Origin of the sequence: Holospora undulata HU1, assembly GCF_000388175.3 — a bacterium.
GTDB classification, from domain to species: Bacteria; Pseudomonadota; Alphaproteobacteria; order Holosporales; family Holosporaceae; genus Holospora; species Holospora undulata_A.
In genome coordinates, this window is sequence record NZ_ARPM03000114.1 from 1 (window position 1) to 15,045 (window position 15,045).

General features: G+C 35.9%; 14 protein-coding genes and 1 pseudogene. 9 read left to right on the plus strand and 6 right to left on the minus strand.

Features of this window, described 5'->3' with window-relative positions:
* Positions 1-63: 63 nt before the first annotated feature.
* The 3 genes and pseudogenes from K737_RS02420 to K737_RS02425 all read right to left on the minus strand — a co-directional run.
* Positions 64-1,104 carry a leucine-rich repeat domain-containing protein gene (locus tag K737_RS02420; RefSeq protein WP_006304131.1) on the minus strand — a complete coding sequence of 347 codons (1,041 nt, stop codon included), beginning with the start codon at positions 1,102-1,104 and terminating at the stop codon, positions 64-66.
* A 131-nt stretch (positions 1,105-1,235) separates the two neighbouring features.
* Positions 1,236-1,397 (minus strand): hypothetical protein, encoded by a 162-nt coding sequence (locus K737_RS11030; protein WP_023491415.1) that lies wholly within the window; start codon positions 1,395-1,397, stop codon positions 1,236-1,238.
* 317 nt (positions 1,398-1,714) lie between these two features.
* A pseudogene (locus tag K737_RS02425) lies at positions 1,715-1,921 on the minus strand (helix-turn-helix domain-containing protein); the annotation flags it as partial.
* 216 nt (positions 1,922-2,137) lie between these two features.
* Here K737_RS02425 and K737_RS06785 point away from each other — a divergent pair.
* The 5 genes from K737_RS06785 to gyrA all read left to right on the plus strand — a co-directional run bounded on the left by K737_RS06785 (position 2,138) and on the right by gyrA (position 7,775).
* Positions 2,138-2,566, plus strand: coding sequence for a co-chaperone Hsc20 (locus K737_RS06785; protein ID WP_006304127.1), 429 nt, complete (start codon positions 2,138-2,140; stop codon positions 2,564-2,566).
* 9 nt (positions 2,567-2,575) lie between these two features.
* Complete coding sequence (locus tag K737_RS06790; protein WP_023491414.1) at positions 2,576-4,294, plus strand: Hsp70 family protein; 1,719 nt, start codon at positions 2,576-2,578, stop codon at positions 4,292-4,294.
* A 281-nt stretch (positions 4,295-4,575) separates the two neighbouring features.
* Entirely contained in the window at positions 4,576-4,707 is a 132-nt protein-coding gene (gene rpmJ / locus K737_RS02440; protein ID WP_006290401.1) for a 50S ribosomal protein L36, read from the plus strand.
* Position 4,708: 1 nt separating this feature from the next.
* Positions 4,709-5,020 (plus strand): DNA-directed RNA polymerase subunit omega, encoded by a 312-nt coding sequence (gene rpoZ, locus K737_RS02445; RefSeq protein ID WP_006290399.1) that lies wholly within the window; start codon positions 4,709-4,711, stop codon positions 5,018-5,020.
* A 64-nt stretch (positions 5,021-5,084) separates the two neighbouring features.
* Positions 5,085-7,775 (plus strand): DNA gyrase subunit A, encoded by a 2,691-nt coding sequence (gyrA, locus tag K737_RS02450; protein ID WP_006290397.1) that lies wholly within the window; start codon positions 5,085-5,087, stop codon positions 7,773-7,775.
* Positions 7,776-7,891: 116 nt separating this feature from the next.
* Here gyrA and priA read toward each other — a convergent pair whose 3' ends face one another.
* From priA to bamE, 3 genes are read right to left on the minus strand one after another with little or no spacing between them, the layout of a single operon-like run.
* Complete coding sequence (gene priA, locus K737_RS02455) at positions 7,892-9,979, minus strand: replication restart helicase PriA (RefSeq protein WP_006290396.1); 2,088 nt, start codon at positions 9,977-9,979, stop codon at positions 7,892-7,894.
* A 56-nt stretch (positions 9,980-10,035) separates the two neighbouring features.
* Positions 10,036-11,106, minus strand: coding sequence for a tyrosine-type recombinase/integrase (locus K737_RS02460; protein WP_161630411.1), 1,071 nt, complete (start codon positions 11,104-11,106; stop codon positions 10,036-10,038).
* Positions 11,091-11,558, minus strand: coding sequence for an outer membrane protein assembly factor BamE domain-containing protein (gene bamE, locus K737_RS06795; protein ID WP_006290392.1), 468 nt, complete (start codon positions 11,556-11,558; stop codon positions 11,091-11,093). Before bamE ends, K737_RS02460 begins: the two co-directional genes overlap by 16 nt.
* A 199-nt stretch (positions 11,559-11,757) precedes the next feature.
* Between bamE and K737_RS02470 the strand changes: the two genes are divergently transcribed.
* The 4 genes from K737_RS02470 (at position 11,758) to trmB (ending at position 14,829) form a co-directional block, all read left to right on the plus strand.
* Positions 11,758-12,468, plus strand: a complete 711-nt coding sequence (locus tag K737_RS02470) for an SIMPL domain-containing protein (RefSeq protein WP_006290391.1) — start codon at positions 11,758-11,760, stop codon at positions 12,466-12,468.
* 91 nt (positions 12,469-12,559) lie between these two features.
* Positions 12,560-13,255 (plus strand): SIMPL domain-containing protein, encoded by a 696-nt coding sequence (locus K737_RS02475; RefSeq protein ID WP_024161387.1) that lies wholly within the window; start codon positions 12,560-12,562, stop codon positions 13,253-13,255.
* Positions 13,256-13,429: 174 nt separating this feature from the next.
* Positions 13,430-14,146 (plus strand): SIMPL domain-containing protein, encoded by a 717-nt coding sequence (locus K737_RS02480; protein ID WP_006290371.1) that lies wholly within the window; start codon positions 13,430-13,432, stop codon positions 14,144-14,146.
* A gap of 5 nt (positions 14,147-14,151) precedes the next feature.
* Entirely contained in the window at positions 14,152-14,829 is a 678-nt protein-coding gene (gene trmB / locus K737_RS02485) for a tRNA (guanosine(46)-N7)-methyltransferase TrmB (protein WP_006290369.1), read from the plus strand.
* The last annotated feature ends 216 nt before the right edge of the window (positions 14,830-15,045 follow it).

Below are 15,045 nucleotides of genomic sequence, written 5' to 3' on the forward strand. Positions count from 1 at the left end.
TTTTCTCTCTTTTCATCTTTCTTTTTAATATTTTAATAATACCTTAGGAGTTTTTCTAGCAGTCTAAGACTTCAGTTTAACCAATACTTTGTCTTTTCCGCAATGAATAAATTCCCATCCTTGAGGAATATCTTCGTTGGTTAAAACCTGGCAATGATTTTTCCACACCCGATTTCTTATCTTTACTATGCCTTCAGAAATTTTACGTCGAGCTTCACTACAAGATTCCACTAAACCTGAATGCTTTAAGATATCTACCATAGTGACTCCCTTAGAAAAAAGATCTTTTGATATTTTCCAATGAGGCATCTTAATATTAAAAGCCACCACTGTGTTTTTTTTTGTTGGGAAATCTTTACTTGTTTTTGGAAAAAAATATTCCGTCCTTAAAACAATAATTTTTTTAAGTAAAGGAAATTGTTTTTTTAATTTTTCAGCATCTTTTAAACTGAAGGATGCTTCCTCATTCATATGAAAACTAATTTTCTCTAAATTTGGTGCAGAAAAAGAAAATAAAGGCGTAATATCCTTGACATCACACCCCCCAAAGGATAATTTTTTTAGCTTTGGCAAAGAAAGAGTTTTAAATACCGAAATATCTTTAACAAAATTATGTTCAAATACAAGTTCTTCTAAAGAAGGAAGGGGGATATCTTTTAAAGAGGAAATATCTTTAAGATCAGACTTGTATATAGAAAGAAACTTTAAATGGGGAAACTTAGCGCCCACAAGGTTTTTTAATTGAAATTCGGGGTGAATCCGGTAACTTACATAGGAAAATTCAAGAGATTCCACCTTATTAAAATCAATTTTTTTAAGATTTTCTAGATCTTGAATATCTTCTTTAATTTCGATAGAGCGCACATGATCGGGAATCTTTTTCCCTAAAAGCGCTATTTTTTTTAGTCCCTTAACCAAAACATTTTTCACGTAGTAATATTCTCCGTGATAGTTTTCCGTATATTCTTTGTGGCAGTAAAACTTAAATTTTTTTACAAAAATTTTTTTATCTGGACTGTAAAAAATTGAATTTTTTTGAGAAAAATTAGAAGAAAATAAAATTTGGCTTCCTACCAAAAATGAGATAATAAGAATTTTAAACATATTAAAAGTTTTAAAAACACTTTTTTATTATAGCAAAATTTAACTAAAAATAAATAATTGATATTTTATTTTTCTAAATTTTATTACACGCTTCATCAATAAATTATTTATCAAAATTTTAAGGGAGACTTTTAACCAAAGATAGCATGATTAATTTTCAAAGTTTTATTAACATGAAGTGCAGCAAAAATATGCAGTGTTCCCTTCAGCATTTCAATAGATCGCGTGTTTGCAAGGGGGGCGACGAAATCTTGCAAACCAATGGCATAGTCTAGCGTTATTATTTTGTTCAATGGAAAAGGTTTTATCTTTTCCCTGAAAGAGGCGGGGCTTGGAATAATTTTATTAAAACCTTCCCAATGATCTTTGCAATAAAGTAAAATTTTCCATTTTTTAATCGTTCAAAAAATCGTTTGAATTTTAACTCAAGCGATCACCAAATTCCCAATCGATAAGCCGTTTTCCAGCACGATCATAGACTTTAAAAATCCAAGCTTTAAAAATCCAAATTTTTTTGCTTCTTTTTTTAATAATGCAAAAATTCATCCACTTCCTTGACAATACCTTTGTCTTCTGGGGATGGCTCAATTTTTGTGCATAGCCTTGATCCTAAGGTGCCCGCCCACTTCAAAACAGCGGTGACGCCGACACCAAAAAGCTGAGCAATTCGGTTCATTGAAAGACCGCTTGCGTATAAAACAAGGGCTTGGAGCTTGTCTTTTTCATGCACACCTCGTGAAATTTTTTCCATATTTTTTACATTTGTACCGCTGAACCCATCGAAAAAAACCACTTTTAAAGCAATCCGAACATTCAAAAATTTACATACAATCATTTTTAGAGATTTTTAAAAGACAAGTTTTCCAATTCTCACAAAAAAGACCTTTAGTTAAAAGCCTTTCTTTCAAGAGATTAACCTTCAATCAACGATCTTATTAATGGAATCCGTTGCTTTAATAATTACTCATTGGTATAATTGGACTAGATTTTGGAATAAAACATTTAATTGGTTACAAAATAACAAGGAAAGACGGTGGAGTTTTCTTCTGTAGGGCCTTCTAACTGGTTTGATCTTTTTGGATTACCTAAACGATTTTTGTTGGATTTAGACGAGCTAGAAAGGGCATATATCCAAGTTCAAAAAGTTGTTCATCCAGATTGCTGGAGTGGAGTTTCTTTCAAAGTAGCCGCTCGGATGAGCTCTCATGTTAATATGGTGTATGGTGCGTTAAAAGAACCTAAAAAGCGCGCAGAATATATGTTGAAGTGCGCGGGGTTTTGGCCGGTCCCTTCTTTTCCAAAGATAATGGAAGAGATTTTTTTTCTTAAATCTCAATTCAATCAGGAGCTTTTTGATAGCAAGTATCAAGATGCTATACTTTCGTTTGATGAAGCGTTTCAAAAAGAACACTATGTGCAAGCGCAGCAGGCTTATCTTTACATATGTTATCTAGAAAAATGAGGTGTTAATATGCGTATTGCGGTTGAAGCATTGACTGGCCAAGCGTCAAAAAAAGTCTCTTCTTCAAGAAAAGAAGCGGTGGGAATTGATTTTGGTACGACGTATTGTGTGGCAGCGTTAGCGTTTGAATCTTCTAAAGCGCGGGTGTTGGTTTCATCCAAGGGGGCTCTTATTCCTTCGGAAATTATTACTCCACAAGGTGAGTTTGTTCGTTCTGTAAAGCGAAAATTGGCGCACACTTCTTTAATAGATTCGAGCGCTCTTGGTTACATGGATGCTGCTGTAAAAATATTCAGAATTATTGCCGAGCATGTTTATGAAGCGTTAGGACATGAGGTGTCTTGTGCGGTTATTACGGTTCCTGCTTACTTTGATGATCTGCAAAGATCTCAAATTCACAAAGCAGCGACGATGGCAGGGTTTGAGGTCTTACGATTAATTAACGAACCTACGGCAGCAGCCATTGCTTATGGGCTTGGCCATGCTTTACAAGGAAAATACATTGTGTACGATTGGGGGGGGGGGACCTTTGACGTTTCTATTTTGGATATTAGGCAAGGCGTTTTTAGAGTTCTTGCTACCGGTGGAGACACTGCCTTAGGAGGGGATGATTTAGATTTTTGCATTGCTCAAAACATCGCTCCGTTTGGTTGGAGCGATCAAACTTTTTCTCAACGCCAGAGTTGGATTCAAAAAGCAAAATATCTGAAAGAATCTCTTTGTGTGGATTCTGCGCTTTCCTCTTTAGAAACAAATGTAACGCCTGAGGATATTGAAAACTGGTGCCTTCCCTTTATTCAACGCACTCTTGAGATTTGCAAAGATACTTTAGATCGTGCTGAATTAAGTTTTAAGGATATTCAAAAAGTTGTTTTAGTAGGGGGCAGCACAAGAATTCCTTTTGTGTTAAAACACTTGCAGTATCTTTGGGGAGAAAAGATAGATCGCGCACTGCATCCTGAATATGCAGTTGCTCAAGGTGCTGCACTGCAAGCTTATCAATTGACACATGAATGCTCTTTTTTGTTAATGGATGTAAGCCCTCTTACTCTTGGAGTGGAAGTTTTAGGAGGGATGGTGGAAACGCTTATCCCGCGCAATACCCCTCTTCCCTTCGAATATACCTACAAATTTACTACAGCAGTGGATGGGCAAACCAAAATACGTCTTCATATTGTTCAGGGAGAAAAAGAATTTGCCAAGAATTGCAGATCCCTTGGTATATTTGAACTTTCTGGGATAGACGCGCTTCCAAAAGGAATGGCACGCATTGAACTTAAGTGCTATTTAACAGTAGATGGAGAGCTAGAGCTAGAAGCAAAAGAATACAAGAAGGAAGGAGAGGGAGCAAAAGCATTCCTTACGATTAATACAGTACGTTCATTAAATGATGAGAATATAGAAAAAGAACTTACTGCGCTAAGTGCAGATGATGGAAGTGAAGTTTTGCTTCGTATTTGGACACAAAAGCATCAGCAAGCTTCTGATGGCCTTGAACAAATGGAGAAAATCCTTCAACACTGTCCCTATATTTTTTCCAAAGAAGAGTACGAAGAAATGATAAAAATATGTGAAAGCTTTTCTGATTTTTTAAAAAAGGTGCCTGTTCAGTATTCCCAAGCATTACAAGAAATTTCTGAAAATTGGGAAAATTTTTCAATCTTGATATTGCCCTATATTGAGCGCCACCTAACTTATGTATTAAAACAAACTTTGGAAAATGCTTAGATTGTAAAAAAAAATGAATGTTGAATAAAAAATAGGTGCATTGTGAAAAGGTGGGGGCAATAAAAAAATTATAGAGATAAAAAAAAGAAATTTAATTTTTTATTTAGAGGTGTGATTTTCTATCGTAACGATCATAAAAAATCAATAAAAGAACTAAATCACATCTTTTTTAAAATAAAACCCATAAAAGGCTTAGTTAAGCAGAATCATCACTCTTAGCGGCTTGCCTTATTTTCTTTTTTTTGATAGACTTTCCTTGGTAGTTCTAAAAGAGTTATAATATGCGAGTAGCGTCTTCTATCGGAAAAAAAAGATATCGTAGTAAAACCTGTAAGGTAATTCGTAGAGGTAAGCGTTTGTACTTGATTGATTCAAAAAATCCTCGCAACAAAGTTCGTCAAGGGAGCAAGTGAAATGAAAGAAAACAATGGACAAGAAGAGGCGTTTATCGAAAATAGAGCCCTTGTTTCCGCGTGTTTAGAAAACATTTCAGATCCGTTTCTTTTGGTTTTACTTGCGTCTAAGCGCGCCCAAGAACTTTCTTACGGTGCACAGGCAATGGTTTCTCCTGAAGGACATAAAGATTCGGTTATTGCGCTTCAGGAAATTGCTTTAAAAAAAGTTAGTCCTGATGTTTTAAAGGAAACGCTGATTGAAGGATTTCGAAATTCTAGGATGTTCAGTTTGTTTCTTTTGTTAAATATTTTGTTTTTTAGTATTTGTTGATTTTTCGTATTTCCGTTTCGGCGATAACCAGCTGGTGATTTAAATTAGGTGAGTAAATTAATATATGGATAAATCGAACGCCCAAGCTCTAGAGATTGTTTCTGTACCTGTAGAAGAGGAAATTCAGCGCTCTTATCTTGATTACGCAATGAGTGTTATCGTGGGGCGTGCGCTTCCAGATGTGCGAGATGGTCTAAAGCCGGTACATCGTCGAATTTTGTATGCCATGGAAGTCTTGGGGTTCCGTCATGATCGTCCTCATCGAAAATCTGCTAACGTGGTGGGGGAAGTCATTGCAAAATATCACCCTCATGGAACGGACCCTATTTATGGATCTTTGGTACGTATGGCGCAATGGTTTTCTATGCGGGAAAAACTCATAGACGGCCACGGAAACTTTGGTTCTATGGACGGAGATCACGCCGCTGCTATGCGTTACACTGAGGCGCGATTGAGTGCTCTTGCAGATTTTATATTGGCCGATTACGACAAAGAGACAGTAGAATTTCAGCCCAATTACGATGATACCCAAAAAATGCCCGTAGTATTGCCTGCAGCGTTCCCTAACCTTCTTGTTAATGGTGGCAGTGGTATAGCAGTGGGAATGGCTACAAATATTCCTTGTCACAATCTGGCAGAAGTTTTGGATGCCTGTTGTTTGCTGATCGATTGTAAAGATGCGGAACTTGAGCAGGTTATGGGAGTTATTCCTGGTCCAGACTTTCCAACAAAAGGAATAATTTTGGGAACGAAAGGAATAGAAGAAGCTTATCGCACGGGTAAAGGTTCTTTTTTAATTCGTGGTCAGGCTCAGATAGAACCCAATGGCAAGGATAGAGAGTGTATCTTAATTACTAATATTCCTTATCAGGTGAACAAGGCTACGTTGGTGGAGCGTATTGCAGAACTTGCGCGAGATAAGAAAGTAGAAGGGATGGCGGAAATACGAGATGAATCGGATCGTACAGGTATTCGCATTGTTGTCGAGTTAAAGAAAGACGCAGTGGCGCAGGTTATTTTAAACCAGCTGTATGCTTTAACTGATTTACAAATTTCTTTTTCGGTTAACATGCTAGCACTTCATCGTGGATATCCTGTTCAGCTTTCTTTAATAGAAGTTCTGAAGGCATTTTTAGAGTTCAGGAAAGAAGTAGTCGTCCGTAGAACTCAATATTACTTAAGAAAAGATAGAGATTCTACCCGTCTTTTAATCGGTATTTATATAGCTATTTGTCACATAGATGAGGTCGTTCAATTAATCAAATCTTCTAAAAATCGTGAAGAAGCATTAGAAGCGTTAGTTGCCAAGACGTGGAATGTTGATAGTTTAATTCATCAATATCTTACCTTACTAGAAGAAGATAATTTGCAAATACAAGATTTTTCAGAATATCGTTTATCTCAAGAACAAGCTTCTGCGATCTTATCGTTGCGGCTTCATAGATTAACCGGAATGGGAAAGCAAGAGCTTTCCGATCAATTAGAAAAGTTAAAGAGTAATATTGAGTTTTACTTAGGGCTGTTAAGAGATGATGCAAAAATTGAAGCGTTGATGAAGGAAGAATTTTTACATATTAAGCAAAAATTTGGTTCACCGCGTCTTACAGAACTCCAAAAAGAATATCTTCATCAGTCTCCAGAAGATTTTGTTGCTTGCGAGGAAATGGTCGTAACTGTTAGCGTTAACGGATACATTAAGCGCGTTCCTTTAGATGCCTATCGCAGTCAAAAACGAGGCGGGCGAGGAAAAAATGCGATGGATGTTAGGGAGGAAGATGCGGTTTCTCAAATTTTTGTTGCAGATACACATCGTCCTTTGTTATTTTTTACTTCTAAAGGTATTGTGTACCAAATGAAGGTTTACGAACTTCCTTTGGGAATAACTTCTTCTAGAGGAAAACCTCTGATTGCTTTTTTTCCTTTGGAAAAAGATACAGAAAAAGTTGCTACGATTCTTCCTTTACCTAAAGAAAACGTTCCGTCCTTTATTATTTTTGCAACGTCTCATGGTAATGTTCGAAAAAATGCGTTGTCAGACTTTTTCTCTATTCGGGCTAATGGGAAAATTGCCATGAAGCTGGCGGAAGATGAGCAATTAATTCGCGTTTTATTGGCAAACGATGATCAAGATATTTTACTTTCAACGCATCAAGGAAAAAGTTTGCGCTTTCCAGTACAAGAATTGCGGCAGTTTAGCAGTCGGAATTCTACCGGAGTGCGAGGAATTTTTTTGAAACCCGGAGATTACGTTGTTTCTATGACGTTGTTGAATAATACTCCTTGGAGCTCTCAGGAAATTGAAGCATACATGAATCGTAAAGATGAGCAGCTTTTGGATGCGCCTTTACTGGCGAATACTACAGACGTTTTGGTTGAAGATGAAGAGGTTTTGAAAGAAAGATTTAAAGAAATGGAAGATCAAGAAGAGTTTGTTTTGTGTGTTACGATCAAAGGGTTTGGAAAACGTACATCGTCTTACGAATATCGAAGAACGCACCGCGGAGGGCAGGGAGTTGCTACGATGGAAATTACTTCTCGTACCGGTTCTATCATTCAAGCTATGCCTGTGAAAGCGCAAGATCAGATTTTGATGTTGACTAATGCAGGACAATTGCTGCGTTGTCCTGTAAAAGACATTAGAATTTCCGGGAGAAGAACTCAAGGTGTTCGTGTATTTCGCCTAGACAAAGGGGAAACGGTTGCGTCTGTAGCAGTTATTTCACCAGAAAATTTAGAAAATTCTGATGAGGAATAAAAAAAGAGATATAAAATTCTAAGCATCCCAAGGTAGATATTTATTTCTTTGTAGGCAGAAATAAAAATTTCTGCCTCACCTTCTGCATTAAAAGAGCATTGGTTTTTATTTCTGGTTTACAAAAAATCATAAGGGTCTACGTCAATATGTAAACGAAGTCTGGAAGGGAAAGTAAAATTATTAAGAACTTTTCTGATGTAGTTTTGTATTTTATAATTTTTTGGGCTTTTTAGAAAAATTCTCCACCGCCAACGTCTGCGTAAAGGATTAATAAGAGAGGGGGCAGGACCTAAAATTTCCACAAAAGGTTCCATAGGAAAACGTTGTTTTAAAATTAACGCATACTGATGTACCAAATTTTCCTCTGTACCTGAAAATGTTAGCGAAACAAGACGCACGTAGGGAGGAAAGTTATATTTTTTTCTTGTGGAAAGCTCTTCTTGCAAAAATCCTTGAATGTGATGATGTTTGAGATGACAAAACAAAGGGTGTTGAATTTGAGAAGTTTGAATATAAGCTTTTCCAGGAATTTTTTCTCGACCTGCTCGCCCGATGACCTGACATAAAACTTGATAAAGGCGCTCTCCACTTCTTAAATCTAAGTGGCTTAAGGCAAAATCTCCATCAATAATTCCCACCAATGTTAAGTTTGGAAAATGATGTCCTTTTGCGACAAGCTGAGTACCTATCAAAATATCGTACTGCTGATTTTGAATTTTTGATAACGTTTCATTTAACTGAATGGGCGTGCCACATATATCGCTGCTTAACATACAAATGCGTGCGCTTGGAAGAAAAGAATGAACTTCTTGACCTATTTTTTCTATTCCTGCGCCCCATAGCTTAAGATTTTCAAGACCACAACACTCAGGGCAAGCTTGGGGGAGTGATTTTTTAAATCCACAATAATGGCACATTAGTAAAGATTTTGGAAGATGGTGAACACTTAACCATACGCTGCAATTTGGGCAAGCAGCGCGAAATCCACATTGATAGCAGACCCAAAGGCTTGCATATCCTCTTCGGTTTATAAACAATAGGCTTTGCTCTTTTTTTGTAAAATTTTCCTTCAAAGCTTCTCGTAAAGGTAAAGTAATCATACTTGTTGAAGAAGAGTGTTCTTGCTTTAAATCTAACATATGAATATAGGGAAGCTGCGCATCTCCGTATCTTTCAGAAAGCACTACATGGGAATAACGGTTTTGTTCAATATTCCAATAACTTTCTAAACTAGGCGTTGCAGACATTAAAAGGCATGGAATTTTTTCATGATGTCCGCGAAAAACAGCCATATCTCTTCCATGATACAAAGGACCTTCTGCTTGTTTATACGAGCCATCATGTTCTTCATCTACTACGATTGCTCCTAAATTTTTGTATCCTAACAAAACAGCTGAACGAGCCCCAACAATGATGGAACTATGCCCTGTTAAAATATTCCATCCATGAAATTTTCTTGATTTTTCAGATAGTTCAGAATGCCATATTCCAATAGTTCCTGTATAATACCGTTCAATGCGTTGAACCCATTGTTGACACAAGCTGATTTCTGGAACAAGAATCAAAACTTGTTTTTTTGCATCTACTATGGATTTTATGAAAGAAAGGCATACTTCTGTTTTTCCAGACCCTGTAATTCCCTCAATAAAAGTGGTTTGATTTCCAATATTTTTAAGAGCGCTTTGCTGATGGGGGGTTAGAATAGGGCAAGAGTACCTTGAAGAGTATTGGTTCATTTCTGTAGAAGTTAGATGCGCGTTTTCTATCCATTTTTTTACTCGTTGCAAACCATAAGAAAAAACCCATTGAGCAAACGTTCCAGGCCAAGGGCATTCTTGAAGGGCATAAGAAAAAGAATGTTCGCACTTTAGCCATGAAAACGGCCAATCTAAAATCTCTGGAACAGGAAACACCATACGTAATATGCTTCCAAGGGGAATTAACGTATAATCAGAGCATTGGTGTAAGAACGCCATAAAATTAGAAGAGGCCTTCCAGTGGGGATGAATATGTGTAATTTCTTTTAAGTTAGGAACTTTAATTCCTTGAAGAGACCAAACAATTCCCCATAGGTGTTTGGAACCAAAAGAAACTTTAACGCAATTTCCTAACTCAACAGGAACATAAGAAATATAACTGAACAGTCCTTTACTGTGAATAGGAAGAAGTACTGAAATAATCTGAATATTTTTTTGAAAAGTCATAAAAATAAAAATTCTCTTAAGGTGTAAAAAATGTTACAAAAAAAATTCGTGTTGACTTAAGAGGCTATTTCTTCAAGATCAGAAGAAGAGGCGGGATCAGGGAGATAGGAAGAGCGGGGATGAAATTTGTTGTGAATACTCATCAAAGTTTGCGGAGTTACGTAAAGATATTGTTGAGTTGAACGCAAGGATGCATGTCCTAAAAGAGCCTGAATATCTCTTAAATCAACTCCTTTATGCAAAAGATGAGAAGCAAAACTGTGACGTAACGCATGAGGAGTTGTATGTGGAGAAAGCCCTAGCATTTCTCTAAGAAAACGTAAACGCTTTTGCAGTACGCAAGGTTGCAGGCGACTTCCTCTGGTTCCTAAAAAAAGCGGAGCTTCTTTTCGATTTTTATAAGGACAAGCATCAAGGTACACTTGAACAGCACGGCGAATGCTTTCCAAAACAAAAATAGAACGTGTACTGTTTCGTTTTCCACAAATCGTTAAAAGCCAAGGTTCTCTTGAAGGCCAGTCCACTTTATCTAAAGTCAGCGCTTCTTGAATGCGCAATCCCGCGCCGTACAACAGCATCATAAGACTGTAGTCTCTTAAATCTTCCCAGGCTATTACTGTTGATGTTGAAGAAACATCTTTCTCTTGATTTTCTTGTCTTAAATGATTCGGTAAGTCGTGTTTTTCTTGATTTAAATTTTGCTCTAAGCTAAATGACGATAACAATCGCTGTGTTTGGTGTATGGAAAGTGCTTTAGGTAAGGACTTTCGGCACTTGGGGCGCTTTAACTTGCTGTAAGGAATTTCGACAGTCCACCCTTTATCCTTCAAGAAAGAAAACCACAGCTTAAGAGAAGAAAAAGCAATAGCATTGGTTTCTTTTTGTACCCCATTTTCCATACGCCAGGCAAAAAAACTCCGAACATCTTGGTGTGTCACGTTTTGAAAAGAAGATTCAATCAAAGTTTCTTGCCAATGCTGCGTTAAAAATTCTAAAAATGCAGAAATTTCTTGCTTATACCGAACTAACGTCAACCTAGACTTTCCTTTTTTATGAACTCCCCATACTTGAAATTCTTGTAAAAGAACAGGAAAAACTAAAAAAGAAGAGCTCATGGTTTTTTGCAATTTTCTTTAGCTTTTTTTCCAAACCGCCCCGCATTTCTGAAGAGTTCTTTTAAAAACTCTTTTCTGTGAGTGGAGGGCAATGCAGTTTCTTTTAACGCGATTTCCAAAGATTTCGTTCCAGAATTTGGAATGTACTTAACCAATTTCCCGTCAGAAGAAAACAACAGAGCAAATCCTTTATTTTCTTTGATAGAAGGAGAAAAAAATGCGCTAGTTTCAGTAAAAAGATTAAAATAATACCAGGTACAAGGATCAAAACTCAGCACAGATGATGCAGGTCCAATCAACCGTTCTACGTCTGTTTTGTTTAAGACACCTACTCCTTTTTGTATTTGATCAAGATCTTCTAAGGGTACAACCCTTCCTCTTACACTGCGATCTGGATCACATCCTAATAACAACAAACTAAAGAAAAATGCTTTTAAAGCATTAAATTTGGGAACAATGACCATACGGCATTACATACCCTTATTAATGTACACTAAATTAAGAATGCCATGAACGTCCTTAAAAAGCAAGAATAGAAAAATAAGTTAAGGAAACAAAAAATGGAACAGAAAATTAACAAAAATTAATATTTTGTATTTTAATTTCCATAAAAAAAAAATATGATAAAATGCAAAAGGTTGTTTTATGACAGTTTAATTTACTATGAAAGAAGGTCTCTTAAAGCGATTATTTTTAGCGTCATTGTGTATTTTTGCATCTATCATGCTTGCCCATTTAATTACTCACGTAATACAAAAGTTATCAGAAAGAAGTTTTGAGGTTCGTGGAGTAGCAGAAAAAGAAGTAAAATCCGATTTGGCAAGTTGGAGAGTTTCTGTTACTCTTTTGTCTGCTGATATTGCCTCAGCAACGACTAGCTTGGAAGAGTTTAAAACTAAATTTTTTGAATTTTGTAAAGAGCAAAAGATAGATGATGCTGATCCTGAGCGATGTCAGGTAGAAATTTGTGATAATTGGGCTGAAAAGGGGGAAACACAAGAAGATAAAAACTCACACTATTCGGTAAAAATGTCTATTCAAGTGGATTCAAAAGATGTAGATAAAGTTCGAGAAGCAAAATCAAAGCTGTTGGCAAGAATTCCTTCTTTTCCTATTAGGAGTTCTTTAGATTTTATTTATACAAAATTTGACTCTATTCGAGATCAAATGGTTAGGGAATCCTTTCAAGACGCTAAAAGGGCAGCACAGTGTATTGCAAAAAGTGCAGGGGTGCGCATTGAAAAAGTTAAAAAGTTATCTCAAGGATTATTTACGGTAACAGACTCTGAAACAGCAGCGCGTCTTGATAACGTAAATCAAAGTCTGATGAAAACGATTCGCACAGTTAGCAGTGTTGTTTTTATTGTTCAATAAATTATGAAAAGTGTCAGGCAACGAGAAATAAAATTTTTCAGGCATAAAAAGGTTTCTAAATTAGTTGTTTTTCAAATTTAAAGAGGGAAAAATGAGGTGGAATGTTTGTAAGCAGGCTTTGGTACTGGCACTATGTTCTTTTGTAGCATTAACGTTTATAAATCTTTCTGATGCGATAGAGAAAAAAATAGAAGAAAAAACTTTTACTGTGCACGGAGTTTCAGAAAGAGAAGTAAAGTCTGATTTTGCAGAGTGGAAGGTTACAGCTAAACTTGTGTCTGATGATATCGCGTCATCTACAGAAAAGTTAGAAGCTTTTAAGGAAAAATTTTTAGAATTTTGCAAAGATCAAAAGATAAAGAAGGATGAATGTGATAAATTTGAAGTTATCGTTAAAGATAATGCAGATGTAAAAGATAATGAACCTCCATTTAAGGGAAATAAAGACACCAGATATTCCGTTTCGGCAAATATAGTTATAAAATCAAAAGACTTAGATAAACTGTCGGAAGCGCAATTAAAAATAGGAGGCCACATGCCTTCTTTTTGTATTACGGGCAGTTTACATTTTTATTATACGCTTCCCAGATTTCTTCGCGATAAGATGGTACAAGAAGCTTTTAATGATGCACAAAGGTTAGCTAAAAATATTGCAAAAAGTGCTTGTGTAAAAGTTGAAAAAGTTAAAGATTTATTTCAAGAAGACTTCTGTGTTACGCAATCAGATAAATCAGACCTTATGAAAAAAGTTTATGTCAGCAGTAAAGTTGTCTTTACTATTAGATGATTTAGTATCAGTTCTTAATTCGTACATGATTGCTTTTTATCTTTGGTGAATAAGTTGGATTTTGAGAAAAGGTATATTCATGAAATTAAGAAAGTATTCATGGAATAAAAAATAAAATTTTTCAAGTGTAAAATAATTTTTTTTGTTTATTTTTCGCATTTAAAAGAGGAAAAAATGGGGTGGAAGGTTAGTAAGAAGATTTTGATTTTTGTACTGTGTTCTTTTGCGGCGTTGACGTTTATGCGTCTTTTTAATACAATAAAAAAAAAAATAGAAGGAAGAACGTTTACTGTACAGGGAATTTCAGAAAGAAGAGTTGGGCCAAATTCTATAAAATGGAAACTTGTGATTACACTTTCATCTGATGATATTTCGTCGGCTATGGAAAAGTTAGAAAATCTTAAGGTAAAGTTTTTAGAGTTTTGCAAAGATCAAAAAATAAAGAAAGATGAGTGCAGCCAGTTTGAAGTTACCATCAAACATTCTGAGGATGTAGAAAAAGAGAAATTTTTTTTCGTGAAAGATAAAGAGGCAAGGTATTCTGTTTCGGCAAGTGTGGTTGTAGAATCAAAAGATGTGAATAGGATTTTAGACGCTCGATACAAGATAAGAGATAACATAATTCCTTTATGTTTGTACCGTGATTACTTAGTTCTTTCTTATGCACGCTCCAGTGCTCTTCGTAATGAAATGTCTCAAGAAGCTTTTAGAAATGCGCAAAAAATAGCTGAAAAAATTGCAGAAGGTGCTTGTGTGAAAGTTGAAAATTTTGAACTAGAATTTGATTTTTGGAGTTGTACGTCTAGGTCTATCGACGAAGTTTGTGACGAACCAATCCACCAGATACGAAAAGTTCGTGTTATTAGTAATGTTGTCTTTTCTGTTCAATAGATAGGATGTCAGTTTTTAATTTTTATGGACGAATATGGGGAAGAAGGCTAAGTCCTAAGCTACAATTTGTGCATGATCACGTTTTGCCTTTGGTAGATTGTAGTGAAGTTGTTTTAGATCAAGCAAATTCTTTAATTACGCACAATCTTTCTTGGTGGATGGAAATCGGATTTGGAGACGGAGTTCATCTGCGCGCACAGCTTGAAAACTATCCCCATGTTCATTTTTTGGGCGTGGAAGTGTTTCGTCCTGGAATTGTGCATTGTCTTCAAGAGCTTTCACAGGAAGAACAAAAGCGGTTACTTATTTTTCCTCACAATGTTCATCTGTTAATGCCTAAGCTTCCTTTAGAGAGATTTGAAAAGATTTTTATTTTGTTTCCTGATCCTTGGCCCAAACAACGACATCACAAACGCCGTTTATTACAGAGTGCTTTTTTGACGCAATGCTGGAATGTTTTAAAAAATGAGGGGCAGCTTATCATTGCAAGTGACGTAGTGCCTTTTATTCATTGGATGCAGCAACAACTTAAAGCACATGAAGGGTTTCGGTTTGTTCAAGGTGCGTGCACGAGCGATCCAAAAGAATGGCCTCAATGGCCTGCAGAATTTCCTTTGTCTACTTATGCAAAAAAAGCTCTGCATAAAACTTACTTTATATGGAAAAAAATAAGAGACAGGTAGTTAGAAGCTCCCTTATGTTTTAACAAAAGATTTAATAATAATACTAAATAATTATCTGAAACTTATTTAGGATTTTTTTTATAGTCATTTAGCCTGAAGATGGGATTTGGAAGAATGCAGAAATAGCCTAATAAAGTTTATCAAATGCATTAACTTTGGATTTAATCCATAGTTTCTATTGGCCCAGAATTTTTCAATTGGATTTAGATCAGGGGT

Excerpts from the sequence above, each read along its gene's own strand:
- gyrA (WP_006290397.1), top strand. The coding sequence starts at position 5,085 with ATGGATAAATCGAACGCCCAAGCTCTAGAGATTGTTTCTGTACCTGTA.
- K737_RS02420 (WP_006304131.1), bottom strand. The coding sequence starts at position 1,104 with ATGTTTAAAATTCTTATTATCTCATTTTTGGTAGGAAGCCAAATTTTA.
- trmB (WP_006290369.1), top strand. The coding sequence starts at position 14,152 with ATGTCAGTTTTTAATTTTTATGGACGAATATGGGGAAGAAGGCTAAGT.
- K737_RS06790 (WP_023491414.1), top strand. The coding sequence starts at position 2,576 with ATGCGTATTGCGGTTGAAGCATTGACTGGCCAAGCGTCAAAAAAAGTC.
- bamE (WP_006290392.1), bottom strand. The coding sequence starts at position 11,558 with ATGGTCATTGTTCCCAAATTTAATGCTTTAAAAGCATTTTTCTTTAGT.
- K737_RS02475 (WP_024161387.1), top strand. The coding sequence starts at position 12,560 with ATGAGGTGGAATGTTTGTAAGCAGGCTTTGGTACTGGCACTATGTTCT.
- K737_RS02480 (WP_006290371.1), top strand. The coding sequence starts at position 13,430 with ATGGGGTGGAAGGTTAGTAAGAAGATTTTGATTTTTGTACTGTGTTCT.
- rpoZ (WP_006290399.1), top strand. The coding sequence starts at position 4,709 with ATGAAAGAAAACAATGGACAAGAAGAGGCGTTTATCGAAAATAGAGCC.
- rpmJ (WP_006290401.1), top strand. The coding sequence starts at position 4,576 with ATGCGAGTAGCGTCTTCTATCGGAAAAAAAAGATATCGTAGTAAAACC.
- K737_RS02470 (WP_006290391.1), top strand. The coding sequence starts at position 11,758 with ATGAAAGAAGGTCTCTTAAAGCGATTATTTTTAGCGTCATTGTGTATT.
- priA (WP_006290396.1), bottom strand. The coding sequence starts at position 9,979 with ATGACTTTTCAAAAAAATATTCAGATTATTTCAGTACTTCTTCCTATT.